The sequence below is a fragment of the Streptosporangium sp. NPDC049376 genome, from assembly GCF_044466505.1.
In the GTDB taxonomy this organism is placed as follows: domain Bacteria; phylum Actinomycetota; class Actinomycetes; order Streptosporangiales; family Streptosporangiaceae; genus Streptosporangium.
Genome location: NZ_JBITMT010000011.1, coordinates 20,959 through 39,451, shown reverse-complemented (window position 1 = coordinate 39,451; position 18,493 = coordinate 20,959). Strand labels below are relative to the sequence as shown.

The following is an 18,493-nucleotide window of genomic DNA, read 5'->3' as shown; positions in this document are numbered from 1 at the left end:
GCGTAGATCCTGGCCTTCCGCTCGGGGTCGGCTTCGTTCAGCACCCGGACAGCATCACCCAAGGTTGCGTCCACGGAGGTGGCGTACGAGTTTGACCTGGTCACAAGAGTGGCGCCGGGAAATGGTGACGGCCATCACGTGATCCTTCGAGTAGCGAAGATCAAGTTCGAAGGAGAACCAGGCGATGGCCGCAGACAACAGTGTGGCTCCCGATTCCTGGCTGGCGGAGTAGATCGAGACCGGCGATCCGGATCTGTTGCGGCCCATGGCGGGAGGCCATGGCCGAAGCGTTGATGTCGGCCGAGGCCGACAGCCTGTGCGGCGCCGGATACGGCGAGCGGACCGAGGAGCGCACCAACCGCCGCAACGGCTACCGCTCCCGCGGCTGGGACACCCGCGCCGGCACCGTGAAGCTCGCCATTCCCAAAAGCTTCGCTCGGGCTCCTACCTTCCCCGAGTGGCTGCTGGAGCGCCGGCGGGGGGCCGAGCAGGCCCTGATCAGCGTGGTGGCCACCAGCTACCTGCTGGGCGTCTCCACCCGCAGGGTCGACAAACTCGTCGAGCAACTCGGCATCAAAACCATCTCCAAAAGCCAGGTCTCCCAGATGGCCAAGGTGCTCGACACCCAGGTGGAGGCCTTCCGCACCCGCGCCTTGGACGGCGGGCCGTACGCGTTCGTGTGGCTGGACGCCCTGACCCAGAAGGTCCGCGAAGGCGGCCGGATCGTCAACGTGCGCGTCCTGGTCGCCACCGCCGTGAACGCAGGCGGCAACCCCTCGGGCTGGAGGTCACCTCGGCCGAGAACGGCGCCGGCTGGCTGACGTTCCTACGGGGCTTGGTGGCCCGCGGCCTGGGCGGGGTGCAGCTGGTCGTCTCCGACGCCCATCCTGGCCTGGTCGAGGCGATCGGCGCGACCTTGGCGGGCGCGTCCTGGCAGAGATGCCGCACCCACTACCTGCGCAGTCTGCTGACCACCGTCCCGAAGTCGGCGCAGCCGTGGGTGGCCACCCTGGTGCGCACCGTCTTCGACCAGCCTGCCGCCGAGCAGGTACGCGCTCAGCATGCCTGGGTGATCGACGCGCTGGAGGCGAAGTTTCCGGCCGCGTGCGAGCACCTGGAAGCCGCCCGCGAAGACCTGCCGGCCTTCGCCGCCTTCCCGAAGGAGACCTGGCGGCAGATCTGGTCCAACAATCCGCAGGAGCGGTTGAACAAGGAGATCCGCCGCCGCACCGACGTGGTCGGCATCTTCCCGGACCGGGCCGCGATCGTCCGGCTCGTCGGTGCGGTTTTGGCCGAGCAGACCGATGAGTGGACCGAGGCCCGCCGCTCCATGGGACTCGACATCCTGGCCGAATGCCGAATGCGCGCCCTTGCCGGCGACACACCGGCTCACAACCCACTACCGCAGACACTTACCGCTTAACCTGCAGAAACAGGATCACGCGAAGGTCAGCTCATACACCACTTCGCTGGACGTGACCCCTTAAAAGCCGTTCTCTTACCGAATGTAGTTCCTGCGTTTCCGCTGGTGAGCCCAGGGGTGTTCGCAGCGAACGCGGTTTACGTCCACGTCGGTGGCCCACAATCGGGCGCCGGGGTGCGGGCGTTCCTTCCGCACGACCAGCCCCGTCCCACCCGTCCTCGCCGACGGTGCCGTCGGCTTCGACGGTCGGGGTCCACGCGCTCGCGGGAACCCCGAACCGGCACAACAGCGCGCCTGGGCGGGTGCCTACCGCAGGACGGGCCTGCCCTCAAGCACCGCCTTCAGGATCTTCAGGCTGTCGCAGATTCCGTCCTCTTCGAGGAACTCAGGCAGGATCGCCTCCGCCACGCTGGCGACCTTGCCTTCCCCGCCGAGGTAGACAGCGGCATTGGCTCCCTCGGCGTACTCGTCCAGGTGCCCGCGAACACAGGTGTCGGTCGTTGGTTTGTCGGCGAAGTAGATACAGCCCCGGCCGCCCATCTCAAGCCAGGTATGCGCAGACACCGGCCCTTTGACGACGAGGGCAGCCGGGTCGTACAGCGAAGTCGCGAGAAGGTTCCGGACGGTCAAAGACCGGCCGACGAACAGGCAACTGTCCCAGAGGCACACCAGATCCTGTGCCACGACCGAGCCGGTGACGTAGAGCGAGGTGTAGACATCCGCGTTGCAAAAGGTGATGGGACCGCTGACGGTCAGATCGCCATCGATGACGTAGACCGTGTCCTCGTCCTCACAGGGCGTGTTGCCCAACGCCAGCGCACCGTCGATCGTCAGGTCACCGCGGTGGACGTAGAAATGCTCGGGTTCCTCACCGAAATAGTCGTCGACATCCCAGCTGGTGCGGTTGCTCGCTTCGGCCATGTCGTACTGCTCCAGCGCCTCCTCAACCGGCACGGCATCCCAGTTTGCGGTGGGCGATTCGAGAAACATGCCTCTCCCTTTCGGCAGTGGGGTCATCGGCGGGTGGTCGCCGCCGCAGCGTTCGATAGCTGCCGTGATCCTCCCTCACAGCTACGACAACATGCTGACGGGCGATCCGAGTGAAGGTCACTTCTCCGAGTTCCTTCATCCGAGCGTCGCCCGTCGCAGGTCACGATCCGTCCGAGCCCTGCTGCCGAAGGCGTCGATCCCGAGGTCCAGACCTGTCGCGGCGTTGTCAGACGCAGGACGTAGGCTCCCGGTCCGATGAGGTGCGACCACAGGCGTGGTACATGCGCGATGACGGCTGGCGACGGGACTGTGAAACTGGCGGCGTCGCGGACCGGGGCCAGGCCCAAACTGCGCGCGGACCTGTTCGCGGTGCTGGAGAGGTCGCTGCTCCGGCGCAGCTCGCAGGCCAACACCGCATTTACCGACACCGATCAGTTCGTCCGTCACCTTCGGCGGGACTCCGCGAAATCCAGTACCGCAGCGACCTGATCGACGGATGCCTGAGAAGCCGTTGTCGTGCCGACCTCGGCGTCGGGTTACAGGACTTGGTTTCCTGGCAGGGCGATTTCTGTGCTGTCCGCGCATGCGAGCAGGCCCCCTTGGAATCTCAGTGGTTGTCGAAGCCGAACGGGAGGTCCAGGAGGCCCTGTTGCCACGGTTGTACGCGGTCGCGGCGGGCGAGTCCGGTCCGTTCCACCGTGAGTGTGACTGCCTCGCGCACATGTACGGGAACGCGGACGACCGGCCGGTCCGGGCACGCGTGTACCCGTCGGACATGACCGACGCCGAGTGGCGGGTCGTGCGGGCGGCGCTGCCGGTGCCCGCCTGGTTGGAAGGGCGGGGCGGGCAGCCGGAGGCGTACTGCCACCGGGAGATGGTCGACGCGGTGCGCTTCCCAGTCGGCAACGGGATCAAGTGGCGGGCGATGCCAGCCGATTTCCCGGCCTGGACCTGCGTCTGCGCGTTCTTCCGCCGCTGGCGCGACCAAGGCCTGGCCGGCGAGTTCCACGACCGGCTGCGCACGGCGCCGCATCGCCGAGGGCCGGGCGGTGGAGCCGACCGCGGGCAACATCGATGCGCAGTCGGTCAAGGCCGCCGCCTCGGTCCGGTCCGCGACGCGCGGCTACGACGGCGGCAAGAAGATCAACGGCCGCAAGCGGCACATCGTCGTGGACACGCTCGGGCTGCTGCTTCAGGTGCTGGTCGGCCAGGCTTCGCCAAGGCCCTTGAGGCTTGATCAGCTTGGTCTTGTACAAGCCGATCTGTGCCTCCATCAGGGCGTTGTCGAGCGCATCTCCGACGGTACCGACGGAGGCATCGATCCCGGCCGCCAGCAGATGGGTGGTGAACCGGAAGGAGGTGTGATGAAGGGGACCTGGCTCCGGTCGAGGCTCTCAGCTGAGCAGGGTGTGGGCAAAGCCGATCAGGGCACCTGCCGCGATGTACCAGGCGTTGTTGAGCCGGGTCTTCCACAGCAGCACCAGCGTGGCCAGAGCGATGGCCGCAGTCAACCCGTCGACGATCGCGGTCCGGCCGAGCTCATACGACACTCCGGCCATCAGGGCGAGCGCGGCGGTGTTGAGGCCGTCCAGCAGGGCGGCGGTCCAGGCCCGTGAGCGCAGCCAGTCGGTGAGCCGGGTCAGCAGGCCGACGAAGAGGAAGGAGGGCAGGAAGATCGCCACGGTGGCGAGGAACGCGCCGATGGGCCCGGCCACCAGGTAGCCGATGAAGGTGGCGGTGGTGAAGACCGGGCCAGGGGTGACCTGGCCGATGGAGACGGCGTCGATGAGCTGCTGGTTGGTGATCCAGCCAAGCCGGTCGACGAAGTCGCCGCGCAGGAAGGCCAACAGCACGTACCCGCTGCCGTACAGCACTGAGCCGATCTTCAGCATGGTGAGGAACAACTGCGCCAGCTGCCCACCGGTTGGATCGGGAAAGACCGGGGAGCCGCCGAGGCCGAGCAGCGGCAGGGCCAGCATCCCTTGGGGGGAATCGCGGCGTAGCTGGCGGACCAGCCGGACGGCCGCAGCCGACAGGGCGCCGGTGGCCAGGATCAGCAGTTCGTTGACGCCCAGCAGGTAGGCGGCCAGGGCGGCGACCGCCAGCGCGCCGAGCCAGATGTTCTTGACGACGGTGCGGATCAGGCTGAACAGGGCGTGCGCGATGATCGCGATCACCACCGGGACAATGCCGTACAGGATGCCCTGGATGGCGGGGGTGTGGCCGTAGGTGACATACGCCCAGGCCAATGCGGTGACCATGAGCGCGGCAGGGAGGATGAAGCACACGCCTGCGGCGAGCAGGCCGCGCCAGCGGGCCCGGTCGTAGCCCAGGTGGATGGCCAGTTCGGTGGAGTTGGGGCCGGGGATGAGATTGGTGGCGCCCATCAGGTCGACGAACCGCTGGTCGCTGACCCAGCCGCGACGGCGCACCAGCTCGTCGCGCATCATCGCGGTGTGCGCGGCCGGGCCGCCGAAGGCGATCGTGCCCAGTTTGAGGAACACCAGCGTCACCTCCCTCAGGCGGCGCCGGGCTGCTTCGCGGTCGGGGTCGTCTGGGTCGTTCGAGGTGCCGTTCGGGCTGGGTGGTTGCGGGCTCACGGGAAACCGGTGTCTTTCTTACACGGGCCGATATCGGTTATCGGTGTTCGCTGTCGGGTCAGGGGGCCGGTGAGGTGGGGCCGTGATCGTGTGGTCCAGATGATCGCGGACGGCTCGGGCGGTCTCGGCGGCGTCGGCGGGATCGCTGTGCTGCGGGGCGTTGAGGAAGGCGGTGCCACGCAGCGCGTGCGAGGCCGGGCGCGGATACAGCCAGGCGTGGAAGTGCTGAACGCGGTCGCGGGTGGAGACCAGGTGGACGCGTTCGGCGTCGGTCGTGGCGCGCAGCGCGGTGTCCAGCCGGGTGAGCAGAGCGCCGAAGGAGGCCGACTCGTCCGGCGTCATCTCGGCGAAGTCGATGAAGTGCCGCCGTGAGATGATCTTCAGGGCGCCGGGCATGGTGGTCTCGGCGGGCCCCTGCCCGACCAGCCAGTGCTCGTCGCTGTGAACCCATCCGCCGATCGGGTCCTGGCCGCCCTCCTGCAGGTGGCAGTAGGGGCATTCGCGCTCACCGGTCATGGCTCCTCCTGGAGACGGGTCGATGCTCGCCGAGCATGAGGGGAAACGCGGGGCAAGGTGCACAGCGGGACCGGTGCGGCGGGCCGGTTCTGCGGCGATCAGCGCCGATCATCTGGCGGGCGCCGCTCACGGCGGGCCGGGCGCCGTCGTGGGCCCGGTCAGGGTGGCCAGCCGGTCGACGCGCTCGGCGAGCAGGGCCAGGACGTCCTCGAAGATCTCGTCGGTGTCGACGGGGCCGGGGTCGGGGATCGACCAGTGCACCTGCCGCAGGCCCGGGGCGAGGTGTTCGTAGGCGTTGTCGCAGACGGCGACGACCAGGTCGTGGGGGGTGAGCACGTCGCGGACGTCGGCGGTGCCGTGCCGCTCCAGGCTCAGCCCGTGACGGCGGGCGGTGTCGATGGCGCGGGGGTTGAGACGGGGACCGGGTTGGGTGCCGGCGGAGGTGACCGGGACGGCGCTGCGGGATGTCCAGAGCGCGGCGGCCAGGGGGGAGCGGGCGGCGTTGCGGGTGCACACGAACACCACCCGCGGCGCGGTGACGACCCGGCGTTGGTTCAGGGCCTCAAGGGCTGAGGGGATCAGCCGGATGTAGACGCGGCGGCGGTCGGCGTGGGAGCGGCCGCGGGTGATGAGGCCCACCTGGGTCAGTACACGCAGGTGGTGGGACAGCAGGTTGGACGGCAGGTCCAGGGCGTGGCCCAGCTCTCCAGGCGACAGGTCGCCGACGGCCAGGGCGTCGATGATCGCCAGCCTGGCCGGGTCGGCCAGGGCCTGGTGCAGGGCGAGGCGCTCGGGCGACACCCTTCCTTCAATGTCCATTGAGTCAATGGTGGCTGAGGTGTTTTCATGAGTCAACGCCGCACCTGATCACCACGCCCCGCACCCCCCGCACCCCGTTCGCCGACACCCTCAGGGGGCCGTCGGACCCGCGCCCCAAGGCGTTCACGGCATGGACACCCGGTCGTCGACGGCCACCGGCAACCCCATGCACTCCAGCGACATGACGCCGGAAAGGATTTCTTATTTCCCCTACTCGCAAAAAATGGGACCAAAAATAGAATCCCCGCCTTTTGCCGCACCGCGAAGCCATCGGTACAGGCGATTTGTCGCGCGATCGGCCCCGCCCGGCGTCATATTGACGCGCCGACGGAAGCTGCAGCTCAGAGGCGAATTTTGCGCGCCTTGATTCGAAAGACGTGGCACGCTTCCGCAAAAATATGCGCAATTTCCCTCTTTCCCTGCTCATCTCTTAAGACTATTTTTCGGATATCACCCCCACCGTCCAAGATTGGGGCGTCCGTGATGAGCCAAACCCTCTTCTCTCCAGGCCGAAAATCCCTGCGCGAAACCATCGCCGAGGCCTCGGTCACCACCAAGCTCTACTGGCTGCTGCGCATCGGGGTAGGCATCGAGTTCATCGGGCACGGCTGGGCGGGCCTGAGCCGCTCACGGGCCTGGCTGCCCTACTACGACCTGTTCGGCATCTCCTCCGACGTCGCCCTGAACTACCTGATGTACGTCACCGGCGCCATCGACATCACCATCGGGCTGCTCATCCTGTTCTGGCCCGCCCGCATCCTGCTGCTGCACACCACCGTGTGGGGCATCTTCACCGCCCTGCTACGCCCCACCGTCGGCGAAGGCTGGTGGGAGTTCCTCGAACGCGGCGGCAACTACGGCATGCCACTCGCACTGCTGATCATGGCCGGCTGGGGCGGCTGGTCACTGCGCCGCTGGCTGCAGCGCGTGGATGAGCCCGCCGCCATCTCCGACCGCACCCTCATCGCCATCCACTGGGCCATGCGCGGCGGCCTGGCCCTGCTGCTGATCGGCCACGGCGGCTTCGGCGCCTTCGAGCACAAACGCTACTGGTATGACTTCTTCGCCTTCTTCGGCCTCGGCAAGACAGCCGTGGACTCGGCCAACCTGATGGTGCTGGTCGGCGCCTTCGAAATCCTGCTCGGCCTGGCGATCCTGGTAAAGCCGTGGCGGTCGCTGCTGTTGTTCGTCCTGGTCTGGAAACTCGGCACCGAACTGCTGCGTCCGCTGGTCGGCCAGGAGTGGTTCCAGTTCGTCGAACGCGACGGCGACTACGTGCTGCCGATCACGCTGTATGTCAGCGCCGCCGCCTACGCCCTGGCGCGCACCCGCACCCGCACCGAACCGCTGTCCCCGCCGACTACGGCGGAGCCCGGCGCCCCCGCCTGACCCGCTCCCCTGACCGCTCCTCGTCCCGCCCACCCGCCGCACCGATCACCGAACCGTCGGTGCCGATTTCGCCACCCCAGACATGCGCGCTTCACCTCCTGGTACGGCGAGCCGCCGGGCCGGCCACTGCGTCCTCTATGACCGGCCCCGCAGCCTTCCCTCCTCACGAAAGGTCACCTCACCCATGTCACCTGACCGTCTCGGTCCCCGCCAGAACATCGCCCGCCGCCTCCTGCCGCCCCTCTTGGCCTGCGCCGCCCTGATCACCGTCGGCACACCGGCCGCGGCGGTCACCGCGACCACACCAGCGGGCCCGCTGTCCGGCGTGACGGCCAACGGCCACGTCGAAACCCACCCCGGCCCAGGACGCCCCGTGGTGCTGGCCACCATTGACGTCGGCCTCAACCCCCGCGCGGTCGCCTTCACCCCCGGCTGGCGCCAGGCGTATGTCGCCAACGCCGGATCCAACACCGTCTCGGTCATCGACGTGCGCCGCCGCACCGTGATCGACACCATCGACGTCGGTGCCTTCCCCTACGGCGTCGGCTTCGTCCGCCACGGCGCCTTCGCCTACATCGCCAACCGCGACTCCGACGAGGTGTCCGTCATCGACACCGCACACCGCAAGGTCATCAAGACCATCCCCGTCGGCGACGCCCCCCGCTGGGTGGCGATCGCCCCCGACGGCCGCTTCGCCTACGTCAGCAGCACCGGCTCCGGAGCGGTCACCGTCATCGACACCGCCACCCACACCGTCACCGCCACCATCACCGTCGGTCGCTCCCCCAGAGGCATCGCCTTCACCCCCGACGGCCGCACCGCCTACGTCGCCAACTCCGACTCCGACACCGTCTCAGTCGTCGACACCGCCACCCGCACCGTCACCGCCACCATCACCGTCGGCGACGAGCCCCGCGGCGTCCTGGTCACCCCGAACGGCCGCACCGTCTACGTCAGCAACACCATCGGCGGCACCGTCTCGGTCATCGACGCCCGCACCAACGCCGTCACCGCGACCATCACCGTCGGCGCCAACCCGCGCGGCTTGGCCCTGCACACCGGCAACCGCATCGCCTACGCCGCCAACTCCGGCTCCGACAGCGTCTTCACCTTCGACACCCGCACCAACACCGTCCTGGGCGAGGTCGCCGTCGGCGACGACCCCCGCTGGACCGCCTCCGGCCCCGGCGGCACCTTCCTCTACGTCACCAACACCGGCTCCCACAGCGTCTCGGTACTCACCCTCGCCCGGTGACCCCATCCCGCAGAAGGGGCACTCCATCTGACGATGCACGGGGACCGTAACCCAGCCCCTCCAGGGACGTACCCGCCGTACCCGGCCCCACGACTTCATGGCCGGGCGCGGCGGACGTCCGGTTCCCCCACCGGCCAGGCACCGCATGAAGATCGAGTGATCGGCGTGCCGAACAGGAGCCATGGCCCTGCCCCGGAATTGGGGTTTCGGCGTCGTGGGTGTTACCGGCGTCGCGTCGCCAGGCCCCGGTTGGCCTGCCAACGGGCCATCGCCTCGGGGACACGCGAGCGTAGCGGGCCGGCAAGGCGACCGAGGTGTGACCGGAGTAGACCAGCAGAGTGGAGGTGTTGGCGCCGTCTTCGGCGGCGTGGGTAAGAGCGGAGTGGCGCAACCGCTGCAGTGCCCACGGTCCGCCCGCACGTTGGGCATGGCGGTCTCGAAGCGTTCGGCGACCAGGGCGCGCAAGGCGATGCTGTAGACGCGGGCAGCGTTGGCGTTGGCGACCTGAGTGAGAAACGCACCCGCCGCTTCCAGCGCCAGAGCGGCCGACGGCGATTACAGGCGGTGGAGCGACCCCCCGGTGCCCTCCCACGGGCTATCGCAGACAAGCAACGAGAATCGCCCCGTTAAATCCCAGGACGGGATCGACGTCACCCCAGGCAATCATTCACTATCTGCGATAACAACCCTTAGCGTTCGATCTCGCAGAAATACCGGTCAGACGCCACGTTCTCTCATCCGCCGACCGCGAGCGCGGCCGCGACGGCGGGCGTCCCCGGCGTTCGACAACGACGTGATCATCTACGCTCGGTCGCTGTACGAGCGCGGCGCGGCCGTGCCCTACACCGCAGGGCTGACCAGCCCTGTTTGGTAAGCGATGACGACCAGTTGCGCACGGTCGCGCGCACCCAGTTTCGCCATCGCGCGACTGACATGGGTGCGCGCGGTGGCCGGACTGAGAAACAACTCGGCACCGATCTCATGGTTGCTCAGGCCCTCCCCCACCAGGGCAAGCACTTGGCGCTCGCGCTCGGTCAGCACTGCGAGCCGGTCCTCCGCGGCACGGACAGCCGTTCGTCGCGCGGTGAACTGGCCGATAAGGCGTCGGGTGATCCGTGGTGCGAGCAGCGCGTCTCCGGCGGCGATCACCCGGATGGCATGCAGGAGTTCGGCAGGTCCGGCGTCTTTGAGCAGGAAGCCGCTGGCACCGGCCTGCAAGGCGTCGAAGACATAAGCGTCGGTGTCATAGGTGGTGAGGATGAGGACCCGGACCTGCTCCAACCCGTGCGTCCCTGCGATCTGGGCGGTGGCCTGGATCCCGTCCACCTTGGGCATGCGGATGTCCATCAGCACGACGTCGGGGCGGATGGCGCGGGCCCGCTCGACGGCTTCGTGACCGTTGGTGGCTTCTCCCACCACGGTGATGTCGTCCTCAAGGTCGAGCAGAACCCTGAACCCGGATCGCACGAGACCCTCGTCGTCGGCGAGCAACACCTTGATCGGAGCGTTGGTCAACGGTGAGACGGCCGCTGTGTTCATAGGCGTGACCCGGTCGGTGTGAGGGGCAGTCGGGCCTTGACTTCGAACCCGCCGCCTGGAAGGGGCCCGGCGTCGAGTTCTCCGCCCAGCAGTTGACAGCGCTCGCGCATGCCGACGATCCCGCGGCCGGGTTCGGCCGAGTCGCCCGTGCCGCTCGGATGCCGGGCGGCACGGCGGCCTTCATCCGTCACGCGGATCTCCAAGGCGTCGATCCCGGGGCTCAGCGCTACGGTCACCCGAGTCGGACCGACGTGGCGGATCACGTTGGTGATCGATTCCTGAAGGATTCGGTAGGCGGCACCTCCCACCGCGCTGGGCAACGGCACCGAGGGCAAGGTCTCCTCAAGCGTGATGTCGAGTCCGGCCTCACGTGCCTTGGCGGCCAGTTCGTCGATCTGCCCCAGCCCGGGGTACGGCGCCCGCCCGTCACCGTCACCGTCGTCGTCACGGAGCACCCCGAGAATGGCCCGCATCTCCCGCAGCGCCCGGGAACTGGTCTGCTCGATGGTTCGCAGCGCCTCGCGCGCCACTTCCGGCCGCTTGTCGAGTACGTGCGCGGTGACACCGGACTGGACGTTGATGATCGCTATGGCGTGGGCGACGGTGTCGTGGACCTCGCGCGCGATCCGGAGCCGTTCGGCGTCCACACGCGCCCGCGCTTCCTCCTCGCGAGTCCGTTCGGCCAGTTCAGCGCGCTCCTTGGCTTCGGCCGCGATGACCTGTCGGGACCGGACGGACTCGCCAAGGGCCGCGCTCATGACCGACGCGCCGATCCGGAACCACACCCAGCCGATGGCGGCGCGTGGCTCGATGTCAGCCGCGGCGACCAGCCAGGCGATGGCGAGCACCGAAGTACCGACACCGGCGATCACCAGCGACCGGCGCCCGTCCCCATAGGCTGCCAAGGTGTACAGGGCGACGTAGAGCCCGAGCCAGCCAGGTCCGTCCGGGAAGTCAAGGCCGTAGTACACCAAGCTGGCGAGGGCGGTGGTGACGAACACCGGCAACGGCCATCGGCGGCGGGCGGCGACGGCCACGCCACTCACGACCAGCAGGACATATCCCAGGTTTCCGAGGTCGGTAAGGGGTCGCTGCACCACCTCGCCGGCGTTTCGGACGATCGTGCCCTGAACCTGCGTCACGGTGATGAAGAGCGCGAGCAACACCTCCTGCACCAGCGCAGGCAGACGCAACGACACCACGCGGTGTTTCATCCCGCGATCCTACGGTTCCCGCACATGAGACCACTCCGCCCAGATGCGCGCCCGCATACGACGACGGATGTAGCCAGGCACGAGGTGTCTACGCAGAACTGCGTAGACACTGCCGTCCGCTGTCGGAGGCCGCGACCGCCTCGACGGCACGATGATCGATTCCGCGAGCGCTGAACACGCTACCGACAGAAAGGATCCTCATGTCCATCCGTCACTCGCTAACCACCGCCGCAGCCGCCCTAATCGGAATCGTGGGACTCGCCACACCGGCAGCCGCGCACGTCCTAGTCCAGCCCGTCGGTGCTTACACCTTGACCTCCGGGCGTCTCTGGACTGTGGTGGCCGCTCTGCTGGGACTGCCCGGCGTAGTCATCGGCGGGCTGGCTCTGGCCCGCTCCGCCGGTCGTATCGGTGCCGACACCGGGAGAAAGAGGGCCATCGTGGCCCTGGTGGCAGGGCTGGCCTGCATGGTCATCGGCGGGCTGGTCGTGGCCGCCGCCGAAGGTGGTCCCGGCACCGGCTACGGAATAGTCGGGGGCTTCGTGGATCTGGCGATCGGGCTGATCGCCGTGGTCCTCGGTGGGCTGGCTCTGGCACGCTCCCGTCACACAGCCTGACCCGGGCCAGTGCCCGTGTCGTTCTTCAACGGCACCTCCTGGTTCGTGCTCGACCCCGGACGTGTCGTATCGGAACGATCACAGCTCCGAGAACAGCCTCTCCGTCTCGCGAGTAGGCCTCACTCCCAACTCCTGCAGGCGCCCCCGTAGGAGAGCCGCCGTGTTTCGTGCCTGGTCGCGGCGGTTCAGGCGGAGTTGGAGGCGGATGATGCGCCGCCAGGTCTCCTCCGGGTCCGGGTTGAGGACGATGATCCGTTCGAGGACGTCGAGAGCGGCTTCCGGATCGTCCCGTTCCTGGAGTTCGGCGAGTGGTTGAGCACGTCGGCCTGGATCCGCGTCTGAGGGCTGCGTCTCTCGTCGATCCATTCGCAGGTGAGCCCTTCGGCGAGCACCCCGCGACAGAGCTGAGAGCGATGACTCGTGCCGCCTTGTCGCCGGCGGTACGGGCTGCGCTGATCGCGTTCCGAAAGTCCCACAGGTCGACGCTCACCAGGTTGAAGTCGATGCGGTACGTCCGGCCGTGTGCCTTGACGAAGGGGGCATCGCGACGCCCGGTGTCCACGTAGCCGACGGTCAACGGCGGCATCCGAAGTTCCGGTGACGATCAGGCCCGGTACGGCCTTCAACTCCTCCGCGGAGACGGCGAACAGGCGCTGCCCGTCAGGGGCGCTCAGAATGACCTCAACCCGGAAACGGTCAGCCTGGCGCAGCAGATCCAGGACGATCACGCGGATCGCGTCGTCGGCTCTCGGACCGGTCAGACCGAGGCTCAGTCCTGCGGCCTGGATGTCGACACCGGTCCGGTCCTTACGGTGACCGACGACCAGTTCACCTGGGACATCGATGGAGAACGACTCCCGCATGAGGTCGGCGTCAGACGGCGGCTCCTCCCGCCTGTCCGCGTACGTTCGCAGGTGAGCATTGCGCATGGCCTTGACCACCGGAGGAGGTTCGGGTTCCGCTCGATGGTTATCTCAGCGGAGGCCGATGGTGGAACACGACGGCGTCGGCGATGAAACCGAGAGGCGGCGTAGGCGGTGCTGAGTCCGGCCGCGAACGCCATGGAGACCACACCACCGGACGGCACCTCCACGGTGGGGAAGGCCTCGACGAGACAGCCGGTGATGGTGGTGCGATGGATGACTTGGATGCTTGCGGACGTATCGGGGTGTACGGCCTCGATGGCTGTGGCGCGGGTGGCGCCTTATGGGCAGCCGTTCGCGATGACGGCATACGCAACCGCCAGCCGGGATTGATGAGGTCGGGATCGGTGAAAACCTGCCCGTCAGCCTGCACCTTGTGGGCGTTGAGCTTCCAGATCCGTCCCCATCGCTGCGGGCTCCCCAGCTTGCGAGCCGCGATCTTCCACAGCGTGTCGCCGCTCCTGACCACATGCACCCGGTCGACGATCTCAGGCGTGAGATCCGCCCGGGAGGGCTCGTGCACGACAGCGGCCACCGGAGTCGCGGACAGCTCCACCGGAGCGAACAGCGAGCGGGCGTCGATCGGCAGAACCACGATGACCAGCGAACCGATCAGCCCCGCTGCCGATGCCTGCATCGGCCCGAGCATGGGGACGTGGATCTGCACGCCGCGGATGGCGGCGACGGTTTCGGCCAGCAACGAGACCGTGAACGCCGCCCAGAGCAACCACAACGGGCAGGCGAGAACCTTCAGCAGCACCTCTTCCGGGATCGGGCTCACAAGCGTGTTCTCGATGTCGCCCCACGAAGGAACCCGCTCCGGGAACGGCCAGCCTGCGAACCGCACCAGCATCGCGGGAACACCGGCTCCGATCATCAGAAGCAGGCTGGTCACCGCGAGCATGCGGAGATCCTCAGCAGGTCGTTCACCTCAGCCTCCCCGTCACACCGCGTTGCGCCACCGCCGTCGCCCGGCCTGACACCCGGAAGGACCGCACTCCGGCAGGGCCCAGGATCTGGGAGGGCTGAACAGCGTGGACGACCACCGTCACCGTCTCGCCGGAGACCTTCACCGTGGCGGTGTCCGGCGTCGCAGCGACATAGGCAAGAGCGGCGTTACGGGCTCGGGCCGGATTCTGCCGTCGCGCCGGTACGCCGCGAGGTCGAGCTGCTGTGCTCCCGACCGTGCGGCCTCCTGGGCCTCGTTGATCGCACGGACTCGGGCCCCGAGCGCCAGCCCGCCGTCCACGACGATTCCGGCCAGCAGGATCAACGCCCCAATGATGCCTGCCACGAATCCGCTCACCGCGACCTCCAGTAGTCGATCGGCACGACGAACGTCGATGTCAGAGCAGCGGAACCCGGAAGACGGACCATCGCGAGATCGGTCATCCGCACCCGGCAGGTGACCGTCACGGTGACGTTGCCGCCCGGCCGGAAGGAACCGAGTCTCACGTTGACTTCGCGTCTGGCGCACGTGACGTGTCTGAAGGTGAGCGCTGCGGCGGGCAGCGGCTGACGCCGAACCCGGACTACGGGCGATCGACGCTGCCCGGGCAGCCTGATGCTCGGCGTTGTTCACCTCCAGCCGGGCGGTGGCCAGGCGCCCCATGGCGACCGTGAAGAGCGCGAGCAGGATCAACAGGGGCGCGAGCAGAACGAGCTCGACGACCGTCGCCCCTCGATCCCGCCCGCCTGACGGCCACGAGCGCCTCTTCCCAAGCGGCAGTCCGCCGGGACGCTCCTGCCGACCTCCTGAGGATCGCCACCCGCGTCCAGAGTCGTCCGGTAGCGGACCATCCGGCGATCACAGTCGTCGATGGTCCGCCTGGCCGTCTCGACGGCGAGGCGGACGGCCTCGCTGTTACGAGTGTCGAGCAGAGTCTCGACCGTTCGCTGGAGGTTGGCGGGCGTGAAGATCTGGCAGAGCCAGGGGTCCAGTTCGTCGAGGATCTGGTCCTTCCGGACGTAGACTGTGCGCGGTGCTCGATCTTGTTGGCCACCGCGTGCTCGTCCGGGAACCTGCACCGGTAGTGCGGGCAACCGTTGTTCCAGTTGCCTTCCGTCCGCCGGGCACAGACGCCGCAGTGCAGTAGGCCACAGAGCACGTACGGACGCGGGGTCCCGCGCGGTTTCCGCTCCGTGGCGGGCCGTTCCCGCACGGACAGCAGAGCCTGGATCCGCTCGAATATCTCGGTGTCCACGATCGGCTCGTGCACGACCTTCTCCGACCAGACCCACTGGTCGGCGGGGTTCCACTTGAGCTCGGTGATGTGCCCCTGCGTGACGTCGTGCACGTCCAGCAGTTCTTCCTGCTCACGCTGCTTGTTCCACACCTGACGGCCGGTGTAGCGGGGGTTGAGGAGGATGGCCCGGACCGCCGACTTCGACCAGGCGATCCCGCTGCGATGACGGTTCCTGGCCCTGTCGTAGGCGGAGGGGCATGGAATGTCGTCCCTGGTGAGCCCCTCGGCGATCAGGTAGAGGCCCTGGCCGTGCAGGAACTCCCAGAAGATCCGCTCCACGACGGGAGCGGTCGCCGGATCCGGCTCCAACCGGCGCAGACGCTTGCCGTCGGCCGCCTTGCTCGGATCGGGATGCGGTCCGGCGTCCACGAGGCGGTAGCCGTACGGCGGGCGGCCCCCGAGGAAGCGCCCCTCGATCTTGGCCATGGCTTCCATGGTGGTGCGCACACGCATCTAGATCCGGTTGCGCTCGCCCTTGCTGGTCCCGCCGAACATCAACATGATCAGCTCAATGGCCGCCTGGGGCCCGCTCACCCGGGCAGGCGCATGACGAACACGGTCAGCTCGCCCGGCGCGCTGGCCACCTCGACCGTCCCCCCGTGCGCCTCGGCGAGCTGCCGGACGATCGCCAGTCCCAGCCCACTCCCGGTCCGGGAGCCGTCCGCCCGCCAGAACCGCTGGAAGACCTTGTCCAGATCGGCCGGTCCGATCCCCGTGCCGGTGTCGCTCACCTCGATCACCACCTGGCCGCGCTCCCGCCTGGCCTCGACCGCCACCCGGCCGCCCGGCGGCGAGTGCTGGAGCGCGTTCGACACCAGATTGCCGACCGCCTGGCGCAGCCGTACCGGATCGGCGATCAGCGTCACCTCGCCGTGCGCCCGCGCGGACAACGTCACCCCCGCCACCCTGGCCGGACCGCGATGCGCCGCGGCCACCTGCGCCAGCAACGCGACCAGATCCACCCGCTCCCGCTCCAGCCGGAACCGGCCCGCGTCGGCCGCCGCCAGCACCTGGAGATCCTCGATGGCCCGCTGCAGCAGCCCCGCCTCCTCCAGCAGCGAGGCGACCAGTTCGTCGTCCAGCTCGACCAGCCCGTCCCCGGCCGACTCCAGCAGGCCCCTGATGCAGGTCAGCGGGTTGCGCAGCTCGTGCGCGACGTCGCTGACCATCGCCTTGCGCTGCTCCTCCGCGCGCTCGCGCCGCTCCGACAGCTCGTTGAGCGCCATCGCCAGGTGACCGACCTCGTCACGGCTGCGGACGCTGACCCTCGGCTGCCGCCCGGTCGGATGCTGGGCGGCCCTGGTCAACGCCCGCAACGGCCTGACCAGCCGAACCGCGAACAGCGCCGTGACCGAGAGGGTGACCAACAGCACCAGCAGCGAGACCCCGACGATCCGGGCGATGTTGGCGGGCGACAGATCGAAGGCCGGGTTCGGATCCGCGCCGGGAATCCCGACGAACAACAGGGCAGGGGGCGTGACGTACGGCAGCAGCTGATCGCGCCGCCCCTCGTCGACACACGCCTGGATCTTGGAATAGCCGACCTTCCGTTTTCCCGTGGTCCACGAGAAATCCGACTCGATACCGAGATAGGGCAGCTTGACGCCCTTGCGTCGCATACAGGTCTTGACCAGGCCGGTCAGCGTTTTCAACGCCGAGACCTCGGTCGGGGTGGGCCGTTCCATCTCGGGCGCCAGGCAGTAGAAGTCACCGTAGACCCCCGCGTCCACCGAGGCCCGGCCGCTGGCCAGGTCGGTCCGGCTCGCGGTCATCCCCATCCCGCGCAGGCATTTCACCCGCCAGTCGGCCAGTTTGCGCACCATCTTCCGCTCCCAGCCGGTCAGCCGGTACGGCCCGACGATCCGGGGGTCGATGGGCTTGCCCTTCTGCAGCGGGTCGATGACCGCCGAGATCTGGGTGAGCGGCGGCGAGCCGGGCGACGAGTCGACGATCATCTCGCGCTCCCGGGTGGTCAGCACGATCCTGCGCCCGGTCCGACGAGCCAGTTCCCGGACGGTCTCCCGTACCCCGCTCCAGTCGGAATGGGTGACCGCGTAGCCGCCCAGCGCGTCGTAGACGGCGGTGTCGTGCGCCAGGATCTGCCCCTGTTCCACCCGCATCGCCCGCGTCGTGGACTGGACGGCGAGCCACGCCGTGGCCCCCGTCGAGCCGACCGAGATCAACGCCGACATGGCCAGCAGCCGCGTCAGCAGGCTCCACCGCGGCGGGCCCTTACGACGCACCGGCGGCCAGTTTGTAGCCGACGGCGAAGACCGTCACCAGGTAGCACGGCCGCCGGGGATCGGCCTCGATCTTCCTGCGCAGGTTCATCACGTGCACGTCGATGGCCCGGTGGGTGGAGTCACGGCCGTATCCGCCGGTGCGCTCCAGGAGCTGTGCCCGGGTGAAGACCCGCCCGGGCTCTGCCGCCATGGCCAGCAGGATCTCGAACTCGTCCCTGGTGCACGGCACGCGGACGCCGCCGACGCTCACCTCGCGGCGTTCCTCGTCCACTTCGATCGCGCCGACCCGCCGTACCGTCCTGGTCCGCGCACCGCGCCGCAGCAGCGCGCGGACCCTGGCCCGCAGCTCGTGCGGACTGTACGGCTTGGTCATGTAGTCGTCGGCGCCCAGGTCGAGGCCGCGCAGCAGGTCCGCCTCGTCGGCGCGGGCGGTCAGCATCAGCACCGGCAGTTCCGGCTTGTCCCCCCGAAGCCGTCTGCAGACTTCGAGGCCGTCGAGTCCCGGCAGTGTGAGGTCGAGGAGCAGCAGGTCGGGCGGCACGCTCCGCACGGCGTCCAGTGCCAGCAGGCCGTCGTGGACGATGGTCGAGGTGTGCCCATCGCTCTCCAGGTAGCGCCGGACGATGTCGGCCTGTTTGGCGTTGTCCTCGGCGATCAGCACATGAGCGCACACACGGCTGATCATAAAGCGTGGACCGGAGAAAAGTTACGTACTGACA

Annotated in this window: 15 protein-coding genes and 6 pseudogenes; 6 read left to right on the top strand and 15 right to left on the bottom strand. The window is 68.4% G+C overall.

What is annotated here, in order from left to right; translation table 11 throughout:
* Positions 1 to 232 precede the first annotated feature (232 nt).
* Positions 233 to 1,423 (top strand): annotated as a pseudogene (locus tag ACIBVQ_RS25555) (IS256 family transposase).
* A gap of 123 nt (positions 1,424 to 1,546) precedes the next feature.
* Here ACIBVQ_RS25555 and ACIBVQ_RS25550 read toward each other — a convergent pair.
* Positions 1,547 to 1,691 (bottom strand): annotated as a pseudogene (locus tag ACIBVQ_RS25550) (IS1380 family transposase); the annotation flags it as partial.
* Between the two features lie 38 nt (positions 1,692 to 1,729).
* Positions 1,730 to 2,413: a hypothetical protein gene (locus ACIBVQ_RS25545; RefSeq protein ID WP_399180453.1), complete on the bottom strand. Its 684-nt coding sequence runs from the start codon at positions 2,411 to 2,413 to the stop codon at positions 1,730 to 1,732.
* A 496-nt stretch (positions 2,414 to 2,909) separates the two neighbouring features.
* Here ACIBVQ_RS25545 and ACIBVQ_RS25540 point away from each other — a divergent pair.
* Positions 2,910 to 3,404 (top strand): annotated as a pseudogene (locus ACIBVQ_RS25540) (transposase); the annotation flags it as partial.
* Positions 3,405 to 3,462: 58 nt separating this feature from the next.
* A pseudogene (locus ACIBVQ_RS25535) lies at positions 3,463 to 3,618 on the top strand (transposase); the annotation flags it as partial.
* Positions 3,619 to 3,630: 12 nt separating this feature from the next.
* On the opposite strand, the pseudogene ACIBVQ_RS25530 reads toward ACIBVQ_RS25535, so the two are convergent.
* The 4 genes and pseudogenes from ACIBVQ_RS25530 to ACIBVQ_RS25515 form a co-directional block, all read right to left on the bottom strand.
* Positions 3,631 to 3,777, bottom strand: a pseudogene (locus tag ACIBVQ_RS25530) (IS3 family transposase); the annotation flags it as partial.
* 30 nt (positions 3,778 to 3,807) lie between these two features.
* On the bottom strand, positions 3,808 to 4,926 hold the full coding sequence (chrA, locus tag ACIBVQ_RS25525) for a chromate efflux transporter (RefSeq protein WP_399180451.1): 1,119 nt from the start codon (positions 4,924 to 4,926) through the stop codon (positions 3,808 to 3,810).
* A 105-nt stretch (positions 4,927 to 5,031) separates the two neighbouring features.
* Positions 5,032 to 5,529 (bottom strand): HIT family protein, encoded by a 498-nt coding sequence (locus ACIBVQ_RS25520; RefSeq protein ID WP_399180449.1) that lies wholly within the window; start codon positions 5,527 to 5,529, stop codon positions 5,032 to 5,034.
* A 126-nt stretch (positions 5,530 to 5,655) separates the two neighbouring features.
* Positions 5,656 to 6,348 (bottom strand): helix-turn-helix domain-containing protein, encoded by a 693-nt coding sequence (locus ACIBVQ_RS25515; RefSeq protein ID WP_352016566.1) that lies wholly within the window; start codon positions 6,346 to 6,348, stop codon positions 5,656 to 5,658.
* Between the two features lie 483 nt (positions 6,349 to 6,831).
* Between ACIBVQ_RS25515 and ACIBVQ_RS25510 the strand changes: the two genes are divergently transcribed.
* A complete protein-coding gene (locus tag ACIBVQ_RS25510; RefSeq protein WP_399180447.1) occupies positions 6,832 to 7,737 on the top strand; it encodes a hypothetical protein in 906 nt (301 codons plus the stop codon).
* Positions 7,738 to 7,921: 184 nt separating this feature from the next.
* Positions 7,922 to 8,992 (top strand): beta-propeller fold lactonase family protein, encoded by a 1,071-nt coding sequence (locus ACIBVQ_RS25505; protein WP_399180445.1) that lies wholly within the window; start codon positions 7,922 to 7,924, stop codon positions 8,990 to 8,992.
* Between the two features lie 840 nt (positions 8,993 to 9,832).
* On the opposite strand, the gene ACIBVQ_RS25500 is transcribed toward ACIBVQ_RS25505, so the two are convergent.
* Positions 9,833 to 10,531 (bottom strand): response regulator transcription factor, encoded by a 699-nt coding sequence (locus ACIBVQ_RS25500; RefSeq protein WP_362915413.1) that lies wholly within the window; start codon positions 10,529 to 10,531, stop codon positions 9,833 to 9,835.
* A complete protein-coding gene (locus ACIBVQ_RS25495) occupies positions 10,528 to 11,745 on the bottom strand; it encodes a sensor histidine kinase (RefSeq protein ID WP_386191488.1) in 1,218 nt (405 codons plus the stop codon). Before ACIBVQ_RS25495 ends, ACIBVQ_RS25500 begins: the two co-directional genes overlap by 4 nt.
* Positions 11,746 to 11,945: 200 nt before the next feature.
* On the opposite strand from ACIBVQ_RS25495, the gene ACIBVQ_RS25490 reads away from it, so the two are divergent.
* Positions 11,946 to 12,362 (top strand): DUF6223 family protein, encoded by a 417-nt coding sequence (locus ACIBVQ_RS25490; RefSeq protein ID WP_399180442.1) that lies wholly within the window; start codon positions 11,946 to 11,948, stop codon positions 12,360 to 12,362.
* A gap of 185 nt (positions 12,363 to 12,547) precedes the next feature.
* Here ACIBVQ_RS25490 and ACIBVQ_RS25485 read toward each other — a convergent pair whose 3' ends face one another.
* The 7 genes and pseudogenes from ACIBVQ_RS25485 to ACIBVQ_RS25455 all read right to left on the bottom strand — a co-directional run bounded on the left by ACIBVQ_RS25485 (position 12,548) and on the right by ACIBVQ_RS25455 (position 18,447).
* The gene (locus ACIBVQ_RS25485; protein ID WP_399180440.1) at positions 12,548 to 13,303 is read right to left on the bottom strand and encodes a hypothetical protein; all 756 of its coding nucleotides are present in this window, start codon (positions 13,301 to 13,303) and stop codon (positions 12,548 to 12,550) included.
* A 28-nt stretch (positions 13,304 to 13,331) separates the two neighbouring features.
* Complete coding sequence (locus ACIBVQ_RS25480; protein WP_399180438.1) at positions 13,332 to 14,189, bottom strand: LysM peptidoglycan-binding domain-containing protein; 858 nt, start codon at positions 14,187 to 14,189, stop codon at positions 13,332 to 13,334.
* A 165-nt stretch (positions 14,190 to 14,354) separates the two neighbouring features.
* Complete coding sequence (locus ACIBVQ_RS25475; protein ID WP_399180722.1) at positions 14,355 to 14,579, bottom strand: hypothetical protein; 225 nt, start codon at positions 14,577 to 14,579, stop codon at positions 14,355 to 14,357.
* Positions 14,580 to 14,587: 8 nt separating this feature from the next.
* Entirely contained in the window at positions 14,588 to 14,740 is a 153-nt protein-coding gene (locus ACIBVQ_RS25470; protein WP_399180720.1) for a hypothetical protein, read from the bottom strand.
* A gap of 719 nt (positions 14,741 to 15,459) precedes the next feature.
* Positions 15,460 to 15,957: pseudogene (locus tag ACIBVQ_RS25465) on the bottom strand (recombinase family protein); the annotation flags it as partial.
* Positions 15,958 to 16,061: 104 nt separating this feature from the next.
* Complete coding sequence (locus ACIBVQ_RS25460; protein ID WP_399180436.1) at positions 16,062 to 17,774, bottom strand: ATP-binding protein; 1,713 nt, start codon at positions 17,772 to 17,774, stop codon at positions 16,062 to 16,064.
* The gene (locus tag ACIBVQ_RS25455) at positions 17,764 to 18,447 is read right to left on the bottom strand and encodes a response regulator transcription factor (RefSeq protein ID WP_399180434.1); all 684 of its coding nucleotides are present in this window, start codon (positions 18,445 to 18,447) and stop codon (positions 17,764 to 17,766) included. Before ACIBVQ_RS25455 ends, ACIBVQ_RS25460 begins: the two co-directional genes overlap by 11 nt.
* Positions 18,448 to 18,493: the final 46 nt, after the last annotated feature.

Coding starts and splice junctions, on each gene's coding strand:
- ACIBVQ_RS25490 (WP_399180442.1), top strand. CDS start 11,946: ATGTCCATCCGTCACTCGCTAACCACCGCCGCAGCCGCCCTAATCGGA.
- ACIBVQ_RS25510 (WP_399180447.1), top strand. CDS start 6,832: ATGAGCCAAACCCTCTTCTCTCCAGGCCGAAAATCCCTGCGCGAAACC.
- ACIBVQ_RS25515 (WP_352016566.1), bottom strand. CDS start 6,348: ATGGACATTGAAGGAAGGGTGTCGCCCGAGCGCCTCGCCCTGCACCAG.
- ACIBVQ_RS25500 (WP_362915413.1), bottom strand. CDS start 10,531: ATGAACACAGCGGCCGTCTCACCGTTGACCAACGCTCCGATCAAGGTG.
- ACIBVQ_RS25495 (WP_386191488.1), bottom strand. CDS start 11,745: ATGAAACACCGCGTGGTGTCGTTGCGTCTGCCTGCGCTGGTGCAGGAG.
- ACIBVQ_RS25545 (WP_399180453.1), bottom strand. CDS start 2,413: ATGTTTCTCGAATCGCCCACCGCAAACTGGGATGCCGTGCCGGTTGAG.
- ACIBVQ_RS25505 (WP_399180445.1), top strand. CDS start 7,922: ATGTCACCTGACCGTCTCGGTCCCCGCCAGAACATCGCCCGCCGCCTC.
- ACIBVQ_RS25480 (WP_399180438.1), bottom strand. CDS start 14,189: ATGCTCGCGGTGACCAGCCTGCTTCTGATGATCGGAGCCGGTGTTCCC.
- ACIBVQ_RS25520 (WP_399180449.1), bottom strand. CDS start 5,529: ATGACCGGTGAGCGCGAATGCCCCTACTGCCACCTGCAGGAGGGCGGC.